This is a genomic window from Alteromonas sp. a30 (genome assembly GCF_026788005.1).
Taxonomy (GTDB): domain Bacteria; phylum Pseudomonadota; class Gammaproteobacteria; order Enterobacterales; family Alteromonadaceae; genus Paraneptunicella.
Map to the genome: position 1 here is coordinate 35,540 of NZ_JABEPE010000006.1, position 21,382 is coordinate 56,921.

20 protein-coding genes are annotated in these 21,382 nt (G+C 43.1%); 12 read left to right on the top strand and 8 right to left on the bottom strand.

Annotated features, from left to right (window positions below; all coding sequences use genetic code 11):
* Nucleotides 1-3 precede the first annotated feature (3 nt).
* Genes mshL through HJG39_RS07635 form a run of 5 tightly spaced genes read right to left on the bottom strand, consistent with a single transcriptional unit; the run spans nucleotide 4 to nucleotide 4,030 of the window.
* Nucleotides 4-1,662, bottom strand: coding sequence for a pilus (MSHA type) biogenesis protein MshL (mshL, locus tag HJG39_RS07615; protein WP_268408302.1), 1,659 nt, complete (start codon nucleotides 1,660-1,662; stop codon nucleotides 4-6).
* Nucleotides 1,652-2,020: a hypothetical protein gene (locus HJG39_RS07620; RefSeq protein WP_268408303.1), complete on the bottom strand. Its 369-nt coding sequence runs from the start codon at nucleotides 2,018-2,020 to the stop codon at nucleotides 1,652-1,654. The genes mshL and HJG39_RS07620 overlap by 11 nt, the downstream gene beginning before the upstream one ends.
* 8 nt (nucleotides 2,021-2,028) lie before the next feature.
* Nucleotides 2,029-2,691: a hypothetical protein gene (locus HJG39_RS07625; RefSeq protein ID WP_268408304.1), complete on the bottom strand. Its 663-nt coding sequence runs from the start codon at nucleotides 2,689-2,691 to the stop codon at nucleotides 2,029-2,031.
* A complete protein-coding gene (locus HJG39_RS07630; RefSeq protein WP_268408305.1) occupies nucleotides 2,688-3,317 on the bottom strand; it encodes a PilN domain-containing protein in 630 nt (209 codons plus the stop codon). The genes HJG39_RS07625 and HJG39_RS07630 overlap by 4 nt, the downstream gene beginning before the upstream one ends.
* 2 nt (nucleotides 3,318-3,319) lie before the next feature.
* Nucleotides 3,320-4,030: an MSHA biogenesis protein MshI gene (locus HJG39_RS07635; RefSeq protein WP_268408306.1), complete on the bottom strand. Its 711-nt coding sequence runs from the start codon at nucleotides 4,028-4,030 to the stop codon at nucleotides 3,320-3,322.
* Between the two features lie 462 nt (nucleotides 4,031-4,492).
* On the opposite strand from HJG39_RS07635, the gene HJG39_RS07640 reads away from it, so the two are divergent.
* The gene (locus tag HJG39_RS07640; RefSeq protein ID WP_268408307.1) at nucleotides 4,493-4,945 is read left to right on the top strand and encodes a DUF4442 domain-containing protein; all 453 of its coding nucleotides are present in this window, start codon (nucleotides 4,493-4,495) and stop codon (nucleotides 4,943-4,945) included.
* Between the two features lie 71 nt (nucleotides 4,946-5,016).
* Here HJG39_RS07640 and HJG39_RS07645 read toward each other — a convergent pair whose 3' ends face one another.
* Entirely contained in the window at nucleotides 5,017-6,621 is a 1,605-nt protein-coding gene (locus HJG39_RS07645; protein WP_268408308.1) for a S8 family serine peptidase, read from the bottom strand.
* 642 nt (nucleotides 6,622-7,263) lie between these two features.
* Here HJG39_RS07645 and HJG39_RS07650 point away from each other — a divergent pair.
* The 5 genes from HJG39_RS07650 to HJG39_RS07670 all read left to right on the top strand — a co-directional run bounded on the left by HJG39_RS07650 (nucleotide 7,264) and on the right by HJG39_RS07670 (nucleotide 10,572).
* On the top strand, nucleotides 7,264-7,512 hold the full coding sequence (locus HJG39_RS07650) for a YkoF family thiamine/hydroxymethylpyrimidine-binding protein (protein ID WP_268408309.1): 249 nt from the start codon (nucleotides 7,264-7,266) through the stop codon (nucleotides 7,510-7,512).
* A 60-nt stretch (nucleotides 7,513-7,572) separates the two neighbouring features.
* A complete protein-coding gene (locus HJG39_RS07655) occupies nucleotides 7,573-7,803 on the top strand; it encodes a hypothetical protein (RefSeq protein ID WP_268408310.1) in 231 nt (76 codons plus the stop codon).
* A 251-nt stretch (nucleotides 7,804-8,054) separates the two neighbouring features.
* Entirely contained in the window at nucleotides 8,055-8,459 is a 405-nt protein-coding gene (locus HJG39_RS07660) for a DUF3830 family protein (protein ID WP_268408311.1), read from the top strand.
* An 88-nt stretch (nucleotides 8,460-8,547) separates the two neighbouring features.
* Complete coding sequence (locus tag HJG39_RS07665; protein ID WP_268408312.1) at nucleotides 8,548-9,381, top strand: ATP-grasp domain-containing protein; 834 nt, start codon at nucleotides 8,548-8,550, stop codon at nucleotides 9,379-9,381.
* A 234-nt stretch (nucleotides 9,382-9,615) separates the two neighbouring features.
* Nucleotides 9,616-10,572, top strand: coding sequence for an alpha/beta fold hydrolase (locus tag HJG39_RS07670; RefSeq protein ID WP_268408313.1), 957 nt, complete (start codon nucleotides 9,616-9,618; stop codon nucleotides 10,570-10,572).
* Nucleotides 10,573-10,609: 37 nt separating this feature from the next.
* On the opposite strand, the gene HJG39_RS07675 is transcribed toward HJG39_RS07670, so the two are convergent.
* Entirely contained in the window at nucleotides 10,610-11,695 is a 1,086-nt protein-coding gene (locus HJG39_RS07675) for a Kelch repeat-containing protein (protein ID WP_268408314.1), read from the bottom strand.
* A 445-nt stretch (nucleotides 11,696-12,140) separates the two neighbouring features.
* On the opposite strand from HJG39_RS07675, the gene argC reads away from it, so the two are divergent.
* The 6 genes from argC to HJG39_RS07705 all read left to right on the top strand — a co-directional run bounded on the left by argC (nucleotide 12,141) and on the right by HJG39_RS07705 (nucleotide 19,514).
* On the top strand, nucleotides 12,141-13,199 hold the full coding sequence (gene argC, locus HJG39_RS07680) for an N-acetyl-gamma-glutamyl-phosphate reductase (RefSeq protein WP_268408315.1): 1,059 nt from the start codon (nucleotides 12,141-12,143) through the stop codon (nucleotides 13,197-13,199).
* A gap of 2 nt (nucleotides 13,200-13,201) precedes the next feature.
* Entirely contained in the window at nucleotides 13,202-14,011 is an 810-nt protein-coding gene (argB, locus tag HJG39_RS07685; RefSeq protein WP_268408316.1) for an acetylglutamate kinase, read from the top strand.
* Nucleotides 14,012-14,021: 10 nt separating this feature from the next.
* Entirely contained in the window at nucleotides 14,022-14,930 is a 909-nt protein-coding gene (locus HJG39_RS07690; RefSeq protein WP_268408317.1) for an ornithine carbamoyltransferase, read from the top strand.
* A 72-nt stretch (nucleotides 14,931-15,002) separates the two neighbouring features.
* Nucleotides 15,003-16,220, top strand: a complete 1,218-nt coding sequence (locus HJG39_RS07695) for an argininosuccinate synthase (RefSeq protein WP_268408318.1) — start codon at nucleotides 15,003-15,005, stop codon at nucleotides 16,218-16,220.
* 21 nt (nucleotides 16,221-16,241) lie between these two features.
* Nucleotides 16,242-18,218, top strand: coding sequence for an argininosuccinate lyase (argH, locus tag HJG39_RS07700; protein ID WP_268408319.1), 1,977 nt, complete (start codon nucleotides 16,242-16,244; stop codon nucleotides 18,216-18,218).
* A 75-nt stretch (nucleotides 18,219-18,293) separates the two neighbouring features.
* On the top strand, nucleotides 18,294-19,514 hold the full coding sequence (locus HJG39_RS07705; RefSeq protein WP_268408320.1) for a CaiB/BaiF CoA transferase family protein: 1,221 nt from the start codon (nucleotides 18,294-18,296) through the stop codon (nucleotides 19,512-19,514).
* A 90-nt stretch (nucleotides 19,515-19,604) separates the two neighbouring features.
* Here HJG39_RS07705 and HJG39_RS07710 read toward each other — a convergent pair whose 3' ends face one another.
* Nucleotides 19,605-21,299 carry an NAD-dependent malic enzyme gene (locus HJG39_RS07710; protein ID WP_268408321.1) on the bottom strand — a complete coding sequence of 565 codons (1,695 nt, stop codon included), beginning with the start codon at nucleotides 21,297-21,299 and terminating at the stop codon, nucleotides 19,605-19,607.
* Between the last annotated feature and the right edge of the window lie 83 nt (nucleotides 21,300-21,382).

Genomic DNA, 21,382 nt, shown 5'->3' on the forward strand with positions numbered 1-21,382 from the left:
GCGCTACTCCACGTATAACCAATCAACCATCGAATCCTGACTCTGGCGAATTTGATTCTTCCATGTTTTCGATGAAACGACCGTTGGTTTTAACATGATGATAAGTTCACGTTTCTGCTCAACCTCTTTGCGACTTTTAAACAGCTCACCTAAGACAGGTACATCACCTAACCAAGGTGTTTTAGAGTGCTGTTCTGTGGTAGAGGTTTGCATCAAGCCACCTATTACTACAATTTCGCCGGATCGAGCATGTATAACAGTATCCGACTCTCGAATATTACTTCTTGCGAGCGGTAAAATGAGTTGTTCTTGATTAATGGTCACGATCTTTTCTTGCTCTTGAGTTTCCACGACGGAAGGATGAACATGCAATAACACATTACCACCATCGTCAATTTGTGGCGTCACATCAAGCGCAATGCCTGAGAAGAAAGGGGTTAGTTCAACATCGGGGGTGTTTGATGTAGTGCTCGCATTGGTGGTACTTTGATTGGAAACATCCGTTACAAAATACTCATCATTCCCCACCTTAATAACGGCTTTTTGATTATTTAGCGCTGTCACTCGCGGGCTTGACAGCACTTGCACATTTCCTTGCGTTGATAACAAACTAACGACGCCACTGAAATCTTGATTAACAAATGCCAAGCTAGACAAGCCACCAATTGCCCCGGTAATTGTGTTGTTAGTAATTTGCCCATTGGTTGAGAATCTAAAATCGGTGCTACCGGAATGGGACAGAATCTCTGTCCATTGTATGCCTTGTTGATATTCATCATTGAGAGTTAATTCAATAATGCGAGCCTCAAGCACAACTTGTCTTTGGATATTGTTTTCTGAAGCTTTTAAGAACTTGCGGATCTGGCGATGTTCATCCGGCATAGCTCGGACAGTAACTAATCCTGCTTGGGGAGAAACCACCACGCTGCGCCCTGACTGAGCACCAATCAAGGCCGTTAAAGATTGAGACAGTTGTTCCCAAAAATTGGTTCGTGTTGTTGTCGAGATATTCGTGCCATTTCCTGAATTTGAATTAGCATTATTACCTGTCTGATTATTAAAGTTATTCGATGAAGTCGTGTTTAATCCACCGTTATTGTTATTATTTCTATTATTCCCAAATTGGGATACGCCACCAGAACTAATGCTGCTTGATGTTAAGCCATCTCGTTGCATCAACAGATAATTTACAGCATACGTTTCCGTCCGCATTCCAGCAGGATAAACACGATAAACCTGCCCTTTCTTCTGAATGTCGTAACCATACATTTCACTAACTAAGTCAAATACTTCCATTAATCTAACTTGTTTTAGATCTAGCGTAATGGAACCGGTCACTTCTGGATGAACCGCAACCGAAAACGGGCTTTCTTGCACTAGGCCAGCAAAAAATGTTGATGCCGGTGTTGCATCCGCTTTGATGTCGTAACGCGGCTCACCAAACAATGCTTTTTCTTTTTGCTGAGGTACAACGGGTTGTATGGCTTGAGCCACTTCCTCGGGTAACTCTCCCAAGGGCGCTATTGAACCTTTTACGTTTTGTGTATCATCTACTTCCGATAAGGCATTTTGCATGGCCTGCTCAACTGGCTGTTGATCAACGCTCTGACAACCAATCAGCACCATTAAACAAATAGCAATACCAAATCCTTTAATAAACATAAGCTCTTTCTTCTACAACATCGGTATTAAATACTTTCACGACTCGATGAAAGTCACCATTTTTTAGTTCAATACTGTCTTTATTGATTTTGCTTAGCAAAATATTTTTCCATTTTTCTCCTTCCGATACCATCTCGTTATTAATGATGACAAAACGCCGCTCATCGGAGTAAAAAATAGCGGAGATTTTTACGTCAGGAATGCCACTTGCGTTATCACGCGTTTCTCCTGACTCCACAAGGCCGCCGGAAGCAGATGAGGAAGAGGATGAAACAGGTGGCCGAGTTGGATCAAATAATTCCTGCGCTAAGGCAGGTTTTAAAATAAGGATAAAGAATAAGATAAACCCAAGCTTCATTATAATTTTTACACACCTATAAAGGCTTCATTTGTACTTAAGGTATAAAGTTCAATTTCAGCATTCGCGACCGGATATTCATCCACTAAATAATCGAAACGCTTCCAATAGAAACGCCACTCTAAATCTTCTATTTCTTCTAGATAATTTAAAATGTCCATGTACTGTCCTTGTAATACGAGTGAAACACCATGCTGGAACAAATTAACACTTTTTCCACTTGCCGCATCAATATCCATCATGCGGACAGGCGCTATTGAACTTACTTTGATAACTTTTAATTTGGATGAGCGCTCTAAAATTTTATGCAAAACATCCGGCATTTTGTTTGCGGGGATAAGATCGACCGTCTGTTCCCTTAAAGTGCCATCCACTTTCGCAATACTTTCCTCTAGCTTACGCATTTTCTGACGCAAGGGTTCGTCAGGGTCTTGCAGCAGCTCCATTTCAATGCCTTTAATCTGCGAATCTAAACGTACTAAATCGACTTTTTGTCTCTCTACTGTGCGTAGTAAGGCTTCTAACGCTAACTGCTTGGGCTCAATAAACCAGTAAAAACCACCTAGAAACACTAATGAAAGACCACTCAATAAAGTTAACACCTTCTCCCTTTTTGTGAGTTGAGAAAATCCAATATTGAGTTTTTCAAGCCACTCCAGATTTAACTTCATCGCAACTCCGAAGCCACTTGCAATTCAGATTGAACGGAAAGCTCCGATAACTCAGAGCTAATAACAAAGTTAAGTCGATCATCTTCATTACGATACAAACGCGCTCCTGCGAAGCTTCTACCAGAAAAGTAATCCGATTCTTTCAGTTTATTCACCCATTTTGGAACGTTTGCAGAGTCTAATGCAGCCCCTTCCATCTTCACCTTATCTTCATTAACAACAATCCGAGTTAACCAAACATCACGTACATGTGTATTGGATAAGTCTTTCATTAGTAAAGAAAACCCTTGGTTCTTTAGCCTTTCTCGGCCTTGAAGTTCCGTTAGCAACCAATACTTATCATGTTCTTCTTTTTGTAGCTCTTGGACTCGCTCGAGAAGCTTCGGATCTTGCTTCCTATTTTCCCTTGCCTGTATGAGTGTTTGATGCATCTTTGTTTTGGCTTTGTATTCTTGCTGAGTCGCTAGTGTACTAAGCTGTGCCGCATCGTACTCCTTTTGATAGTACACATTAGCCACAACCATTCCACCTAACAACAGCCCCCAAAGGGTAAAAACAAAATTAAGTGTAAAAAGGTCCAGCTTAGGCTTTAACTCTTCGGGAAACAGATTGACACGATACTTCATGTTTAAGCCCCCTCTTCGATTTTCTCGCCAGCCACCTTTTTATCGGAAACATCCACACTATCCATCAATGCCGCCCCTAATACCGCGCATGAAGCAGACTCGATATTTACGTCTAGTGCCATTGGCACATCAAGCTGGATTTGCCCCACCTCCATCAACATGGAAGTTTTAATTAATTCAACCACGGTATCGGTATAAGGCGTATCTAAATGCACTAATATACGCTTTACACCACCTTGCCTTAACTGGCTTTCAAAGAAGTCCATGGAACGCTGAATTTCAATACTTAAGTTATCAATCACGCCCATCTTTAATTCAGGTTCAGAAAATGACGATAAACTTTCATAGCCGCGAAACGAGCGATTAAAATATAATTTTCCTTCTTTGATTATATTGAGCGATATTTCTGCTCCCGATTTTTGCATTAGTGCAATAACGGCATCATTACTTTTTGGCAGCAAATCACAAATAGCGAGCTCTTCAATTGTCACCGCTTTAACAAACAGCCCAATTTTAATTAATTGCCCGCAAACTTCATTAATTTCTTCTTTTTTGATAGCAGCAACATTGACCTTATTTGCTCCTAACGTTTGAGCGGGCAAATCAAAATAGTCTACTTGCATTTCTTCTTGTGCTGATAATAGCTCTTGCACAGACCACTTAAGGGCCTGAGCTAACTCAGAATCATCAACAGGAGGCCGGTCTACCTGCATAACTTGATATTTTCGCGAAGCGAACACTACCGTGCATTTGGTATTAGCTAATTCATGATCAGCAACGTACTTTTTTAACAGTTTTGGCCAATTATTAATTGGAAAGGTTTCATACAAAACCCAAGTTAATTCGTTATCAACAAGTTTTAAAACAGCTAGGGATATTTCATTTATATCCACCTCCAAACCGACTGAAACATATTCAGAAGTTTTTCTTGTAAGGTATCCTAAAAGATTTCGCCAACCTATTCGCATTTAAAACCGTTTTATTGAAAATTTCCTGTATTACATCAAACAACAGCAAAAAGTACCAGCTACCAATTAGTCTATACTAATAGTAAATACATTGGGTTGCCTTAAAACAGGCGTTTTATTTTTACACTTAATTTGTCTCACGACTACTATTGTTCAGTTTGTATACTTGATAAAGTTACGCCTACTCATCTGACCAGATACAAACCCATGCAATTATCACCTAAATATTTCGCTACTTTTATGAACTTTTACCCTCCTTATATAGGGGCAGGCATTAAAATTAATTATATCTCTGATGATTGGCGAGAAATGAAAGTCAGCATGAAAGTGAGATGGTACAACCGCAACTTTTTTGGCACCCATTTCGGTGGAAGCCTTTATTCAATGGTCGATCCGCATATAGTTTTATTGTTATCTCAACTATTAGGTCGAGACTATGTCATTTGGGATAAAGCTGCGGATATTGATTTCATCAAAGCAACCAAAAAACCTGTTCATGCTATTTTCACGATTACTGATTCACAAATAGAAGACATCAAATCCAATACTGCCGACGGCAATAAATACCTTCCCCAGTATGAAGTCGATATCATTGATGAAAATAGAAACTTAATCGCCCGCGTCAATAAAACCATTTATGTTAGGCGAAAAAAGTCCTAGATACAGAAAAGCCCAGCAAATGCTGGGCTTTATTTTTACACAGGGATTTAACACTGAGTAACAATCATGACTTAGTCGTAGCTGAAGTCTAATGTTACGCCGCTGTATGTGCTAAATGCGTGAATACCGATGTGCCACAAACCACCTGGGTTTGTGAATGAACAAGTTTCATTGTTACCTGCAACGTATGGACGGCAATCCCAAGAACTTAAAGTAGGTTGCGAACCTAATCTCATGTAAAGGTCAGCATCACCTGAACCACCAGAGATTGAAATAGACATGTTAGCCGCACCTGCTGGTACGTCGAACGTGTAGCGATCCCAGTTGTTACGAGTACCAGATAAGTTAGTTAACTGACCAGATACTGGGTCAACATCACCGCCAGTACCACCACCGTTACCTGCATTAGGGTCACCCGCACAACCAAATTGGTTCAAGTAAGCGTTAGCATCTGCAACTTGTACGATACCGTGACCGTAGAAGTTATCACGACCAGAAGCACCGCGATCTTGAGCAGTATCTCTTAACGCTTTACGGATTTGTTCGTTAGAACAAGATTGGTGGAAAGACCATACCAATGCCGCTGCACCAGAAACGTGAGGAGTCGCCATTGAAGTACCGCTGATAGTGTTGTAACCACCGTTGTTCCAAGTAGACTCTACAGCAACACCTGGACCCGCGATTTCAACTTGGTTGTTGAATTGCGAGAAAGAAGCAACGTTTCTTGAAGAATCAACCGCTGCAACTGACATTACTGCATCGTAAGATGCTGGGTAAGAGAAAGAGCTGTTACCTGCGTTACCAGCAGCAGCAACTAACATTACGCCACGGTCAACTAGGCCTTGTACGGCATTTGCTTCAGCACTAGAAGAACCTGAACCACCTAAAGACATGCTAACTACGTTTGCGCCAGCGTCTTCACACTGCAACATAGCTTCGATTAAGTCAGAAGATGAAGTGAAGTTACCTTGGTCGTTAAAGATCTTAACGATGTGAAGGTCAACACCTGGGTAAACACCAACAACACCAGTACCGTTATCTAACGCAGAAACTGTACCCGCTACGTGAGTACCGTGACCGTTACCGTCGTTGTTCCAAACACCAACGTTACCATTCTCGTTACCTGTTACGTGAGGTGCACCAGAAAGGTCTTCGTGATTGATTGTGTAACCTGTATCGATAACACACACTTTACGTGCTGTAGTGTTAGATTGAGTAAGCTGGTCAGCTTGCACCATTGGGATACCAAACGGTGTGCTTTGCATCATCAAGTAACGACGAGGATCGTCAGACACAGCTTCAACATTGCTGTTGTTAAGAAGATCGTTGTATTGCTTCTTAGTTAAGTTAGCAACTGTCATGCGAAGTTTTGAGATAGACTTGATGTATTTACCACCAACTGCAGCAATTGCTGCTTCTGCCATCTTCGCGTCTAATACGCCGTCTTTAACCATCGCAACGCCTGCGCCGTTGCGGCTAGTTGTAGATAAAGTCGCATCATCTTTAAAAGTGATGATGTAACGACCTGTGCTGTCTTTATCCTTCAAAGATGCCGACGCTAACTTAAGGCTTTGATCAAAACCACCAGCTACTTGCTGAGGAGCCGCAGCCATTACGCTGGTTGCAACTAAAGTTAGAGCAGATACACCCAATCCTACTTGTTTGAAATTCATCATTATTTAAGTCCTCGTTTTTGTTTGGACATTTATTTGTAATATTGGAAATGAGGTAATATTTATTACCTGCCTTTCTATTAAGATACAAATTGGATAATTAAGCAACCAAAAGCTTGGAATTATTTTTAATAAATGCCAAAAACATAATTAATACAATGTTTTATAAGGATTTATTTTCAAACCAAGAGGTTATCCAGCCCTGCACCCGAAAATAGAAAAACAATAAAATTCACTTATCTATACATCTTTCACAAATGAACTTTGGGTCAATTTAAACACATCTTAAAGGTGTTTGAAAAACAACCACAATAGCTTGCTAAATAGGGGTTTATCACATTCCACCCACACTATATAACCGGCAAAACGGTTACATATTTTCACTAATTAAGAAATTTTTTATTTGTAATGGATAAGTTATGGAAGAACACTAGATGCAAATATTAATTTCCACTTTCTACTAACAATAATTTTCTTGCTCTGTCGTACCTATCACACCAGGCAAATCAAAATTGATTTGACTTTTCATATTTTTAAAATATACCTTTCTAATTTATAGTAGTGAGCAAGCATAATTTTTTGTTTAAATATCTATCAAAAGTAGAAGCAGTGTTTGTTTATCCACCCAATTTGACAGAGAGAAGTATGAAAATAACGGTAGAAATGAGTCTTTATCCATTAGCAACTGAGTACCTTCCTATCATTGAGAAAACCGTAGCCCGCTTAAATGCCGAATCCGACGTAACGGTTGTCACTAATGCGATGAGCACACAAATTAGTGGAGACTTCGAAAAAGTCACCGCTCTTATCAACAGAGAAGTGAAAGCAACCTTCGAAAGCACAGGTAAAGCCGTATTTGTTTGTAAATACTTAAATGGTGAACTAAACCTTTAACACCTGTTTAATTTATTACCGAGCAAATCAGTTTCGGCATCACACTGATTAGGCAAAAAAATGAGCTATAAAGTTTCTGAAGAAATCCACGATAACAAGGGTAATAGAGATATTGTGGAGTGCATCATGGAACCAACATTAATGCCTATATTGGGTACAGATAGTGCCAAAAGTGTCGTCGATGAAATAGTCGCAGCTTCTGGGCTATCCAATATGACGGATGTCGAATTCATTTTATCGCAACGCTTCGATGTTCCCGAAGAAATCATCAAGAAACTCATCGCTAGCTAAATTGCGCTTATCCCGCTAAAACAGTCATCCATAGAATCGAACCAAGCACTCTATGGATGACAAGGTTGCTTTAACGCTACTATCTCAAGCAAACAACGCCTCCTTTTTCTGTTTCCCCGCAAACAATCCATTACTAAAAACCTATCAATTATGATACAAATCTACCCTAATTAACTTTGGTGCTGCCATTGGCTTAAGTTTATGTATCCATTCTGTTTGTTGGCTTGGCAGCGATATATAAGGAGAAAAAGATGATCATCGAAATAGACGGTCACAAGTTTGATGCGGTGTTTGAAGATAAACTTTCCCCAGAAAGTTGCGAAGCCTTTAAAAAAGCCATGCCATTTGAAAGCCAAGTGGTTCACGTTCGCTGGAGTGGAGAGGGCATGTGGATCCCGCTAGGCGATAGAGATTTTGGTGTGGGTTACGAAGATGCAACGTGCTACCCAGTCCCCGGGCAAATTCTGTTGTATCCAAAAGGGCAAAGTGAAACAGAAATTATTATCGCTTATGGTTGTGTGCATTTTGCATCCAAAGCTGGGGCACTCGCTGGCAACCATTTCGCGACAATCACTTCAGACTTAGATAAGCTTGCAGAAATTGGCCGTTCCACCATGTGGGAAGGTGCGAAAAGCATCAAATTTATCGCAGATTAACGTTGCTTAGGGCTGCCACCTCCACATAAACCTGTATCTTCTCGGCAGCCTTTACCCCCTCCACCAACCAATCTACCAATAAATATTCATGGAAAAACAAATCTCAGCCCTAACCCAAGCGTGCGAACAACTTAAACTCGACTATCGTTTTATCGATAAAGAACAAAACGTCGTACAAGTTGCCATGCCGTGGGGGTACGAATACTTCCAAATTGGCCGTACGCCTTTTAACAAAGAGGTGGTTTGGGGACTTTTGCGGGACAAAAAGCACAGCTATGACCTATTCCATGATTGTGTAACGATGCCACAGACACTGGCTTTCCTTGATCCTAGCGTCCCAGAGGAATACCGCAACTATAGTCAGTTCGATAGTATAGATGCCATCACCCGTAATATAGAGAGTACATTAGACTTCCCTGTTGTTATTAAACCCAATGCAGGGGCGCTTGGGATGGGCGTGTATTTATGCCAACACGCATCCGAAGTCGAACAAGCACTTACCCATATCTTTAACAAACAGTCCCAACATTATGATTATGTTGCCCTTGCTCAAACATTCGTCCCAACCCAAAGGGAATACCGACTAGTATGTGCATTCGGGGAACCTGTTTTGCTCTATCAGCGAGGCAATATAATAGGTTTCAATGCCCAGTATTGGCATAAGGGGGAAAAGGCGGTCCATATTGAAAACGCAACCCTCATGCAGCGTCTCACAGAATTTGTTCGCCCTATTTATCAGAAATTGGAAATAGGCTTTGTCGGCTTCGATATTATCGAAAGTGATGACAACACTCTTTATCTTATCGAACTTAACTCATCTCCTAAATTCAATAACTTCATTGCAGCCAATGGCAGCGAAGCAGTCATACAAATGTACGTTAAAACACTTAACTTATTTACCCAGAAAACCCCGCGTTTTTGAGTTCACACTATAGTTAACTGCTCAATTAAACATCATTAGCTGTAATCTTCGGAAGCTATTTTTACCCATGTCCAATTTTTTTACAATTAACAGTCGCGATCTTATGGATTGAATATTATGGTATTAGGTAAGAAGGCAAGGTTAATCATATTTAACCTATAGGGATCAGCCACATTCTTTGCTTTTGACACCCAAATAGTTATCACCATTGCCGGGCTAAATAAGAGATAACCGATGTCACAATTCATTCCGTGGAATAGTCAGCCATTAGAAGACTGGAGCAAGCAATACGCTAAAGGCACCATCATCGAACTGGAGGGAAAGCAAACCCATTACCTGAAGAGGGATTGTGCAAAACAGGAGCGGCCTTATCTCCTTCTACTTCATGGATTATGCTATGACTCCTTAATGTGGACCCCTAACGCTGATGAATTATCGAAAGACTACAATATTATTGCGTTAGACTTATGGGGGTTTGGTTATAGTACACGCGAACCACTTGATTACGGCTATCCGTTATTCGCTCAGCAAATTCACGCATTTATTAATTACCTTGGGTTAGAGCAGGTCGCCATTATGGGTCACTCAATGGGCGCAGGCGCAGCAATAGAATTCTCGACCCATCATCCCGAAAAAGTCTCCCAACTGATCCTAGTTGATGCACTTGGCTTACCCAACTCACCCCATCTGTTTACACGGCTAATGCGCACTCCTATTTTGGGTTCAGCTTTGCTGAAAATGAACAACAATGCACTACGCAAAAAACTGATGTCTTGCCACTTAAACCGTGGGGAAGAAATTATCAATGACAAGCTAATAACAGAGGCCACTTGGTCACAAAAAATTATGGGTTCAAACCAAGTATTATTGGATATTGAGAACCGCCGCTTTTGCGATCAATTGAGTGATGAAATACATCACCTTGGCGATCAATCCTTTCCCGTTCTTATTATTTGGGGCAGGCAAGATAAGATTTTACCCTTTACTCGAGGCGAACATATTCATCAAGTATTAGGCACTAATTCACAACTCGAAGTCATTGATAATGCCGGACACATGGTTAACCTAGACCAAACGGAGATTTTCAACGCAACTGTGTTGGATTTTCTGCTTAAATCGGAAAAAGAACAGAAAGACTTAGAAAGAGAACAGCAACACTTAACACCATCTGGAGAAACTGAGCAAACCTAGTCTGCTAACTGTCCCTTGAGGCTAGCCAAGCTCGGCGTTACTTCACCGAGCTTTGCCAATCTAAGTTATTCAACGCTAGGTGGGTCACGCTATTTAATACCTCTTGGTTTTTCCCCATGCCTCCCAAAATCAGATATTCACTCATATTGAATGTTGGCACTAAGCCTCGATGATCCATTGTTGCTTTAGGAGCCTTCGCAAATTGCCACACTTGGCGCTCAAAATTATAAAACCAGATATCACGACTAGCTTCAGAGGGCACGCCGTTATATCCAATGCCGTTATAGTTATATGGGTTAAGCGACCCACCAGCAAATACAACGCCAACGCCCTGAGTTAGTTTTGCTCCCGAGGCCGCCATACGATAACGCCCTTCACCTGTTGGGTGTTCCACTTTTCGCCAATCAATTTTAAAAGGAGCTTGCGGATCAATTTGGCCTGAGTAACAAGCCGCAACGCTAGAAAATGTGCGACGCACTAAATGTTGCGCTTTCACTTTCACACCATCGCAAACTAATAAATTATTACCCCATATACCACCTGCATGACCAAAAACGGGCTCACCAAGGAAGGGAGATGCTTGACGCCACTGGTTTGTTTCAACGTTATACATTTGCACCAAGTTAACGTTGCCATCATTGTGCCAGCCACTAATTAAATAGATATAACGATTCTGGTAAACCAAGGCCACTGCATCATCTGTTGGTACTGGTGTAGGCGCAATAAATTGATAGGAATCGGTTTTTAAGTCATATACAAAATTATCTGGGCTTGATATTTCACTGTGATCCTCTGCGACGGTATAACCTCCAAAAACATAGGCTTTACTCCCAATGCCAACGGCAATACTGGCTAATCGCCCTTTTAACGGCAATGTGGAAGGCACAGAGCTTTTTTGTTGCCACCTGTTTGTAGCCAAATTCAACGCCCACACTTTGTTATGTACCGCTTTGTGGGTTTTATCCGCCCCCAAACCCATAAATGACAATGCATAAGCTTGGTCATCTAACGTCACTTTCGCCACCGCATTATTGGTGACAGGTTCTGGTAAGAGATTAGGTGCAGTAAACGCGCGAAAAGAGACTAAACTGAAAAAGAATATGAGGTAGAAAGACAAGCGCATTACTCGCTCCAAAAGTGATGGAATGTGGAGTCGTATCCTACCCGATTTGACGTTAATGAGGCAAAACCGAAGCAAGAATTCACTTTTAATTCATAATCCGCATATTTATTTAAATATCAAATAAAAGATAGAAGCTTCAATAACAACCTTTTGACTGACACTTTAATTAGCTTTCAAAGAAAGAATAGAAAATATATTTATTCATAAATATTGCATAATTATATTTAAATGTTACTCTTTCTCAAAATTGATAACCCATACTGTAGTCACTGGACCTATTACCATGTTGCAAATGCATAAACAGGAAAACCCAAATAGCGCGAATAAGCAGCTAAGAACGTCACTACGACGACGATAAAACGCCTTTTTGGTGCTATTTTTATGGGCCACTGATACAACAACATGCCCACCTGTTTACTTTTTCGCTTCAATATTGGGAACCATTATGTCTACAAAACTCAAAGCCGCAATTATCGGCGCAAGCGGTTATACCGGTTCAGAGCTTGCCAAAATCCTCGTTGCGCACCCTCATTTTGAATTAACAGCGCTCTATGTTTCGGAAAACAGCGCCGATGCTGAAAAGTCATTGCATCAGATAGACCCTAGTTTACCCGCCAAGGTTTTCAACCAAGCTCATTTAGCCTTAACACCGCTTTCAGAAGCTCAATTAGTCAAGGTAGGCGAATCTATAGATGCAGTATTCCTTGCCCTGCCTCACTCTGTAAGCCACTCTTGGGCTCCTCAGCTACTTGAGCAAAACGTTAAGGTTTTCGACTTATCTGGTGCCTATCGTTTAAGCGATACCCAGCTTTATCCTGATTACTATGACTTCACTCATGAATTTGAAACTCAACTTGCAGAAGCAGTTTATGGCTTAGCGGAGTGGAATAGCACCGAAATAGCTAAGTCGAACTTCATTGCGGTTCCCGGATGTTATCCAACAGCATCATTGTTAGCGCTAAAACCACTCGCCAATGCTGGTTTTTTACATCCAGATCATCACCCAGTAATTAATGCCACATCCGGCGTGAGTGGCGCTGGACGCAAAGCCTCAATGACAAACAGCTTTTGTGAAGTCAGCTTGCAAGCATATGGCGTGTTAGGTCACAGACACCAACCTGAAATTGCCGAGCACCTTGGTCATCCTGTGGTCTTTACGCCACAACTGGGGCAATTCAAACGCGGTATATTGGCAACCATTACTGTCAAACTTGCTTCCCATGCCAATACGGATGCCATTAATGATGCTTACTTTGCAGCATACTGCAAACAACCGCTTGTTGAACTCAGCCAAAGCTGGCCTAAGTTAGACGATGTCGTTAACAGTCCAACCTGCCATATGCATTGGAAGTACGATGAAAATACACAATATCTTGTGGTGTCCAGCGCTATCGACAACCTTCTAAAAGGCGCCGCTTCGCAGGCAATACAATGTGCTAATATCTGCTTTGGATTGCCACAAGCTACGGGATTACTACCAGAATCTTATTGGCTGGAGGCGTAAGCATGAAAAATCCTCTTGTTGTTAAAGTTGGTGGTGCATTGCTCGACGACGCAAAAGCCGCTGCAAAGCTCTTTAGCGTTATTCAAAAGATCTTAGAAACACAACCTGTCATCCTTGTACACGGCGGTGGAAACCGTGTGGAATCGCTGTTAACGGCGTTAGGACTAACATCAGAAAAATTAGATGGCTTAAGGGTGACGCCTGAATCTCAACTGCCTTATATTGTTGGCGCATTGGCAGGTACAGTGAATAAAACCTTATCTGCATGGGCAATCAAATCAGGGCTTTCTACCGTTGGCCTTTCTTTGTTAGATGGTGGACTGTGCCAGTGCCAACAAATCAACGAAAAGCTGGGCGCAGTCGGCACCGCAACGCCTCTATCAGTTGATGTTTTAACGCCACTCCTGAATACCAAAAAATTACCAATCATCAGCTCAATTGGCGCGGATACACAAGGAAACTTACTCAATATCAACGCCGATGAAGCGGCTGCATGTATCGCATCACTGGTGCAAGGACAGCTTGTTTTATTATCCGATGTCCCCTGTGTACTTGATGCCCAAAAGCGCCCCATTGGCACACTCAACGCAGCCGAAATCGACAGCCTTGTTGCCTCCTCCGTTATTGAAGGCGGTATGGCCGTGAAAGTTAAAGCCGCTCTGGATACCGCCAATAGCATTGGATTACCCGTTTGCATCGCATCATGGAAAACGCCAGAACAGTTGTTATTGCTGGCTCGAAGCGAACCTTGCGGCACGATGATCCTGCCAAATTCTACGTCTAACTTGAGTGGCGATAGCACTCAGCAATAGAGAGACCAACATGAAACAAGATTTACTCAGCTTCGCCTCGTGGGAAACCAGCCAAGTGACGGCGTTAATCGAATTAGCCTTAGAAATAAAAAACACGCCGGAAAAATACCAGTCCGTACTAGCCGGAAAGTCCATCGTGGGCGTATTTGAAAAACCCTCATTACGGACCCGTGTCAGTTTCGATATTGGTATTAACAAGTTAGGCGGACACTTCGTTTATCTCGACTCAAAAGCTAATCATTTAGAAGGGCGCGAAGCCGTAGCCGACACAGCAGCTAACCTTGGTTGCTGGGCTGACGCTATTGTTGGCAGAGTGTTTAAACACAGTACGCTTGAAGGTTTTACTGCTGCATGTGACATACCGGTTATCAATGCATTGTGCGACTTATATCACCCTTGTCAGGGATTGGCGGATTTCCTCACCATGACGGAAACCTTCGGCGATGTATCACAAACCAAGCTTGCTTATATTGGCGACGGCAACAATGTCACCCATTCATTACTAATTGTGGGCGCGCACTTAGGTGCCGAAGTTGTCGTGATTACGCCAGAAAGTTTCGAAGTAGATCAAAGCATTTTTGAGCAAGCACAACTTATCGCCAAAGGCACAGGTGCAAAGCTCAGCTACTCTAATCACCTAAACGACGCAAAAGGGTCGAACGTGCTGTACACAGATACGTGGCTTTCAATGGGTGACGACACGCCGCTCAGCACCATCAAGCAAACCTTTATGCCGTACCAAATTAATCAGCAATTACTTGAATTAACAGGCGCAAGCCACGTCATGCACTGCCAACCAGCGCACAGAGATTTGGAAATCACGAGTAACGTGATGGATTCCAAGCACTCTTTATTGTTGCAACAAGCGGAAAACAGAATGCATGCGCAGAACGCCATTTTGGCCACTTTATTAGGTTAATTCAGCTCAACACGTCAATTAGCAAGCGCGGATTAACAAACACGATTTATCAAAAATATTTTGGAGTCACTCATGGCAATTAATAAGCCTAAATCAGTTAACAAAGTAGTATTAGCGTATTCTGGTGGTCTCGACACTTCTGCCATCATTCCTTGGTTAAAAGACAACTACGACTGCGAAGTCGTAGCCTTTGCTGCCGACGTTGGGCAAGGTGATGAAGAACTTGAAGGCTTGCATGAAAAGGCGATTAAGTCCGGTGCTAGCGAGTGCTACATTGCCGACTTAAAAGAAGAGTTTGTTTCTGAATACATTTTCCCAACCATTCAAACCGGGGCGGTTTATGAAGGGGAATACCTACTTGGCACATCAATGGCAAGACCGGTTATCGCCAAAGCTCATGTGGAAGTTGCCAAGAAAGTGGGGGCTGACGCGCTCTCTCATGGTTGCACCGGAAAGGGCAATGACCAAGTGCGCTTTGAAGGCGCATTTGCCGCGCTCGCTCCTGAACTACAAGTAATTGCACCGTGGCGTGAATGGGACATGAGTTCCAGAGAAGATTTACTTGCTTATCTTGCCGAGAAAAACGTACCAACCACCGCTTCTGCCACCAAAATTTATAGCCGTGATGCCAACGCTTGGCACATTTCCCACGAAGGCGGCGAGCTAGAAGATCCGTGGTGCGAACCCACGAAACAAGTGTGGACTATGACGGTTGACCCAGAAGATGCCCCCAACACCGCAGAAACCGTCACGCTAAGTTTTGAAGAAGGTGTGTTAAAGCAAGTTAATGGTGACAGCCTCAGTCCGTATCAAGCCCTTGTAAAACTGAACGCGATTGCGGCTGCGCATGGTGTAGGAAGAATTGATATTGTCGAAAACCGCTTAGTGGGAATGAAATCACGAGGTTGTTATGAAACACCGGGAGGCACCGTATTAATGCAGGCTTATAAAGCGCTTGAAAGCCTCATTCTAGACAAAGCCTCATTGAAATTCAGAGAGCAAGTCGCATTAGAGTTTTCTCATGTACTTTATGATGGCCGCTGGTTCACACCACTTGCCGATTCGTTGTTAGCTGCTAGCCAAAGCTTTGCAAAACAAATCACTGGCGATATTGTAGTAAAACTTTACAAAGGTCGTTCTACGGTGATCCAACGTCGTTCACCAAATAGCTTATATTCAGAAGACTTCGCCACCTTTGGTGCAGACGATGTTTACGACCAAAAACATGCTGAGGGCTTCATTCGCCTGTACAGCTTAAGCAGCAGAATTAAAGCACTGACCAACAAATAATTAAGAAACGAGGAAATCGATATGGCGTTGTGGGGCGGACGGTTTAAGCAACAACCTAGCGAATTATTTAAAGCATTTAATGACTCTTTGCCGGTTGATTATCGATTAGCAGAACAGGATATCACTGGTTCAATTTCTTGGTCCCGCGCGCTTGAAAAAGTAGGCGTGCTTTCAAGCCAAGAGCAACAAGATCTTGAAGCAGCATTATCCGAATTACTGTTAAAAGTGCAGAATGATCCAGAATGTATTCTCAGTTCAGATGCAGAAGATATTCACAGTTGGGTAGAGCAACAATTAATTGCAGAGCTAGGTGACTTAGGCAAAAAGCTCCACACCGGAAGAAGTCGTAACGATCAAGTTGCGACCGACCTTAAACTTTGGTGCAAGGATAAAGGCAACGACTTGCTTCAGTCCTTAGTGAACTTGCAACAAGCGCTAATGGACCTTGCTCAGCGCGAGCACGCAACCGTACTGCCGGGTTACACTCATTTACAACGGGCGCAGCCAGTGACTTTTGGTCATTGGTGTTTGGCTTACGTTGAAATGTTTGATCGTGATTTAAGCCGCATGCAAGATGCGCTGTATCGCGCCGACACCTCGCCATTAGGCTCTGGCGCATTAGCGGGAACGGCATATCCAATTGATCGCCATGAGCTAGCACAAGATATGGGTTTTCGCCGCCCAACAATGAATAGCTTGGATGCAGTATCCGACAGAGATCACGTTATTGAACTTTTGTCTTCTGCCAGCATTAGCATGATGCACTTGTCACGTTTCGCAGAAGATCTTATTTTCTACAACAGTGGCGAAGCTGGCTTCATTGAACTAAGTGATTTAGTGACCTCTGGTTCCTCGTTAATGCCACAAAAGAAAAACCCAGATGCACTGGAACTAATTCGCGGCAAATCGGGCCGGGTTTGTGGTGCATTAAGCGGTATGTTAATGACCATGAAGGCACTGCCTTTGGCCTACAACAAAGACATGCAGGAAGACAAAGAAGGCTTATTCGACGCGCTCGACACATGGGAAACCAGCTTAAAAATGGCGGTACTGGTAGCAGAAGGCGTGAAGGTGAACAGCGCAGCAACGCTTTCCGCAGCGCAACAGGGTTATGCAAATGCCACCGAGCTTGCCGACTATCTAGTCAATAAAGATATTCCATTTAGAGAAGCCCACCATATTGTCGGCGAAGTCGTACTGGCTGCCATTGCCGAAAACAAAGCGTTGGAAGATTTCACACTCGCCGAGCTGAAAGTGTATAGCAGCAAAATCGAGCAAGATGTTTATCAACACCTGACCATTGAATCCTGCCTTGATAAGCGCCAAGTGCTGGGTGGCACATCACGCGAACAGGTGGAAAAAGCGATTCAATCAATGCAAGAAGCAGCGATGCCAGCTAGCCCAGTTACCGGCAGCCCAGCGAAAGAGCAAATTAGCTTGGCACTAAGGCAAGTACAGCAACGCTTGAATGCACAAAAAGCGGCGGTCATGTCGGTACGTTCAGCCAGAATGACAGATGTCGATAATATCGTTGATATTGTTAATTACTGGTCCGAAAAAGGGGAAACTTTGCCTCGTAGTAAATACGATATCATTCACGATATTCAAGATTTCGTTGTTGCCGAAGTCGATGGTCAAGTTGTAGGTTGCGCCTGTTTATATATCTATCAAACAGGGCTCGCTGAAATCCGCTCCGTTGGGGTTATGCCAGATTCACAAGGGCACGGTCAGGGTAAAGCAATGATTCAATTCTTGTTAGAGCAAGCACGTCACATTGAACTACAACGCGTTATTGTGCTCACGCGCGCCCCCCAATTCTTCGCCAAGCTAGGTTTTGCCAATACGCCCATGGACAGCCTGCCGGAAAAGGTCATTAAAGATTGCGATATTTGCCCGAAAAAGAATGCGTGTGATGAAGTGTCGATGGAGTACCTCGTCAAAATGACGGGCAACCCGTTTTCTAATACGGAAACCATTCCGACGAAGCAAGTGAATTAACTTCAGTAAAATATGCCCAGTCGCTAGCGCTAAGCTTTATAATCATTGTTATCTTTTCGCGACATACTCATAACAATGACCAATAAAGCACTACAAGGCGTTCGCGTACTGGACCTATCTCGCGTTCTTGCCGGCCCTTACTGCACCCAAATGTTAGGAGATTTAGGGGCTGACATTATCAAAGTTGAGCGTCCCAATTTAGGCGATGATACACGCCGCTGGGGACCTCCCTTTCTGCAATCCGATGATCATCAAAACACTGCCGAAAGTGCTTACTACCTAAGCGCCAATCGCAACAAGCAATCCATTGCTATCGACATGACAACAAAGGCAGGGCAAGCTCTGATTCATCAACTTTTGGCTGAATCAGATGTACTCGTGCATAACTTTAAAGTCGATGGACTCGCCAAATTTGGGCTGGAGTATGAGCAACTAAAGAGCCGCTACCCAAAGCTGGTTTACTGCGCAATTTCTGGTTTTGGTCAAACCGGACCAATGCGAAAAGAACCCGGCTATGATTTTCTCGCACAAGCCATGTCTGGATTGATGGCTTGTACGGGCGAACCTGAAGCGGAGCCAATGAAAGTAGGCGTGGCGTTAGTTGACGTGATGACAGGTTTGAACGCTGTCGCAGGTATATTAGCGGCACTTCACGCGCGCCATGCAACTGGAAAAGGCCAAATGGTCGACTTAAGCCTATTGGATTGTGGCGTTGCTAGTTTAACCAATATCGCACAATATTATTTAACCTCAGGCAAGACCGCCCCACGCCAAGGCAACGCACACCCGTCCATCGTACCCTACCAAACCTTTGCCACTGCCGATGGCTATATCATTCTTGCGGTGGGAAATGACACACAGTTCGCCCGATTAGCACACACACTTGAACGACCTGAGTGGTCGACGGATCCAAACTTTGCAAGTAATGCAGAACGTGTAAATAACCGAGACACACTTTGCCCATTAATAGCTGACATCCTGCAACTTCACAGCACCGATTACTGGCTAGAGAAATTGAAAAACAACACTATTCCCTGTGCACCAGTGAATAAGATGAACGATGTTTTTGAATCTGAACAAGTCATAGAAAGACAAATGCAAGTGTCGATGGCTCACCCGTTAACATCCAAACCGATTTCATTAGTGGGCTCACCCTTAAAGCTCTCGGACACCCCTGTCAGTTACGATTTACCGCCACCTTATTGTGGTCAGCATACCGACAGTATTTTGAAAGCAACACTCAACTTATCTGATGAAGAAATTGCTCAGTTACGCGCAAAAGGTGTCATTCAATAATGACTCCATCGGGCAGAAACCACCTTTAAACAGCAAAAACCCCCTTCGATTTAGGGGGTTTAAAATAGACACGCGCTAGCAAGAAAGGAATTAAATACTCACACGCTTATATTGACGATACTCTGGCGTCCAGAAGTGACGTTCGATTTTGTCGAGCAGCATGTCGTCATCCAAAACCAACGCCAATTGCTCAGCCTGAGCTTGTTTAGCAACATTAAATGCAATTTTCTTACTGACTTCTGCCACCTTTTTCAATGGCGGTAACAAGTCACCACTTCCAGTATTCGCATTCGGCGAACATTCGGCCAATGTTTGGCTAGCAACCATTAACATGCCATCGCTAATCAAACGCGCTTTCGAAGCCAACACACCTAAGCCAATTCCCGGGAAAATATAACTATTGTTACACTGCGGGATCACATATTCTTTTCCACTAAATTGAATTGCCTTGAAAGGACTCCCCGTAGCAACAATAGCTTCACCGTTTGTCCATTCAATCACCTGTTTTGGATGCGCTTCAATTTGGCGCGAAGGATTACTGAGCGGGAAAATAATCGGCTTTTCACATCCTAGATGCATCGTTTTAATCACCGCTTCAGTGAACAAACCAGCCTGACCAGAAACACCAATCAAAATGCCCGCTTTGATGGTGCCCACCGTTTCTAATAGCGAGGGATACTCCCCTTCATAATGCCAATCATCAATGGCACTAGACGCCTGCATCAGCTTCTGTTGGAAATCGCGTAAGTTCGGGGTTTTATCAGTCACTAAGCCATAGCGGTCAATCATGAAGATCTGTTGGCGCGCTTGTGTTTCGGAAATACCTTCAGCCACCATTTGTTGGATGATCTGCTCAGCAATACCACATCCCGCTGAACCTGCGCCAACAAATACAACTTTTTGTTCAGATAGCTTTGCCCCTTTGCTGCGACAAGCCGCCAACAAAGTGCCTACCGTAACTGCCGCAGTCCCCTGAATATCATCGTTAAAACAACGCACTTCATGGCGGTAACGATTCAAAATTGGCGTAGCGTTATGCTGTGCAAAGTCCTCAAATTGAATCATGGCATCGGGCCAACGCTTTTTCACTGAGTTCATGAACATACCGATGAATTCGTCGTACTCTTCTTGACCAATACGATTCATCCTACATCCCATGTACATCGGGTCGTTCAGTAACTTTTCGTTGTTTGTGCCCACATCCAACATAATCGGCAAGGTGTACGCAGGACTAATGCCACCACAGGCCGTATACAAGGATAATTTGCCAATAGGAATACCCATTCCCCCAATGCCCTGATCGCCAAGACCAAGAATGCGCTCTCCATCGGTAACAACTATCACTTTCACATTACGCTTAGTGGCGTTACGCAAAATGTCGTCCATTTGATGACGCTCATCATAAGAAATGAATAAGCCTCTTGCATTGCGGTAAATATCGGAGAATTGTTCACAGGCATCCCCCACCGTGGGGGTATAAATGATCGGCATCATCTCATCGATGTTTTCTGTGATTAACCGATAAAACAAGGTTTCGTTGTTGTCTTGAATCGCACGAAGATAAATATGTTTGTTAATGGGTTCATTAAAGCTGCTGTACTGAGCATAACAACGCTTCACTTGCTCTTCGATAGATTCATAACGCGGCGGTAATAGCCCGGTTAGGTTGAAAGCTGCTCGTTCTTCGGCACTAAACGCACTACCTTTGTTCAACAAAGGTGTTTCAATTAATGCAGGGCCAGCATAGGGTATATAAAGAGGTTCGCTTTTTTGTGATTCTGTCATTTTACTACGGTATCGTTGATGACTAAGGGTTAAGGCTTTTTTATTGTTATTGATGCTTAGTAAAGCCTGACGAATTATGGATG

Excerpts from the sequence above, each read along its gene's own strand:
- mshL (WP_268408302.1), bottom strand. The coding sequence starts at position 1,662 with ATGTTTATTAAAGGATTTGGTATTGCTATTTGTTTAATGGTGCTGATT.
- HJG39_RS07620 (WP_268408303.1), bottom strand. The coding sequence starts at position 2,020 with ATGAAGCTTGGGTTTATCTTATTCTTTATCCTTATTTTAAAACCTGCC.
- HJG39_RS07625 (WP_268408304.1), bottom strand. The coding sequence starts at position 2,691 with ATGAAGTTAAATCTGGAGTGGCTTGAAAAACTCAATATTGGATTTTCT.
- HJG39_RS07630 (WP_268408305.1), bottom strand. The coding sequence starts at position 3,317 with ATGAAGTATCGTGTCAATCTGTTTCCCGAAGAGTTAAAGCCTAAGCTG.
- HJG39_RS07635 (WP_268408306.1), bottom strand. The coding sequence starts at position 4,030 with ATGCAGGTAGACCGGCCTCCTGTTGATGATTCTGAGTTAGCTCAGGCC.
- HJG39_RS07640 (WP_268408307.1), top strand. The coding sequence starts at position 4,493 with ATGCAATTATCACCTAAATATTTCGCTACTTTTATGAACTTTTACCCT.
- HJG39_RS07645 (WP_268408308.1), bottom strand. The coding sequence starts at position 6,621 with ATGATGAATTTCAAACAAGTAGGATTGGGTGTATCTGCTCTAACTTTA.
- HJG39_RS07650 (WP_268408309.1), top strand. The coding sequence starts at position 7,264 with ATGAAAATAACGGTAGAAATGAGTCTTTATCCATTAGCAACTGAGTAC.
- HJG39_RS07655 (WP_268408310.1), top strand. The coding sequence starts at position 7,573 with ATGAGCTATAAAGTTTCTGAAGAAATCCACGATAACAAGGGTAATAGA.
- HJG39_RS07660 (WP_268408311.1), top strand. The coding sequence starts at position 8,055 with ATGATCATCGAAATAGACGGTCACAAGTTTGATGCGGTGTTTGAAGAT.
- HJG39_RS07665 (WP_268408312.1), top strand. The coding sequence starts at position 8,548 with ATGGAAAAACAAATCTCAGCCCTAACCCAAGCGTGCGAACAACTTAAA.
- HJG39_RS07670 (WP_268408313.1), top strand. The coding sequence starts at position 9,616 with ATGTCACAATTCATTCCGTGGAATAGTCAGCCATTAGAAGACTGGAGC.
- HJG39_RS07675 (WP_268408314.1), bottom strand. The coding sequence starts at position 11,695 with ATGCGCTTGTCTTTCTACCTCATATTCTTTTTCAGTTTAGTCTCTTTT.
- argC (WP_268408315.1), top strand. The coding sequence starts at position 12,141 with ATGTCTACAAAACTCAAAGCCGCAATTATCGGCGCAAGCGGTTATACC.
- argB (WP_268408316.1), top strand. The coding sequence starts at position 13,202 with ATGAAAAATCCTCTTGTTGTTAAAGTTGGTGGTGCATTGCTCGACGAC.
- HJG39_RS07690 (WP_268408317.1), top strand. The coding sequence starts at position 14,022 with ATGAAACAAGATTTACTCAGCTTCGCCTCGTGGGAAACCAGCCAAGTG.
- HJG39_RS07695 (WP_268408318.1), top strand. The coding sequence starts at position 15,003 with ATGGCAATTAATAAGCCTAAATCAGTTAACAAAGTAGTATTAGCGTAT.
- argH (WP_268408319.1), top strand. The coding sequence starts at position 16,242 with ATGGCGTTGTGGGGCGGACGGTTTAAGCAACAACCTAGCGAATTATTT.
- HJG39_RS07705 (WP_268408320.1), top strand. The coding sequence starts at position 18,294 with ATGACCAATAAAGCACTACAAGGCGTTCGCGTACTGGACCTATCTCGC.
- HJG39_RS07710 (WP_268408321.1), bottom strand. The coding sequence starts at position 21,299 with ATGACAGAATCACAAAAAAGCGAACCTCTTTATATACCCTATGCTGGC.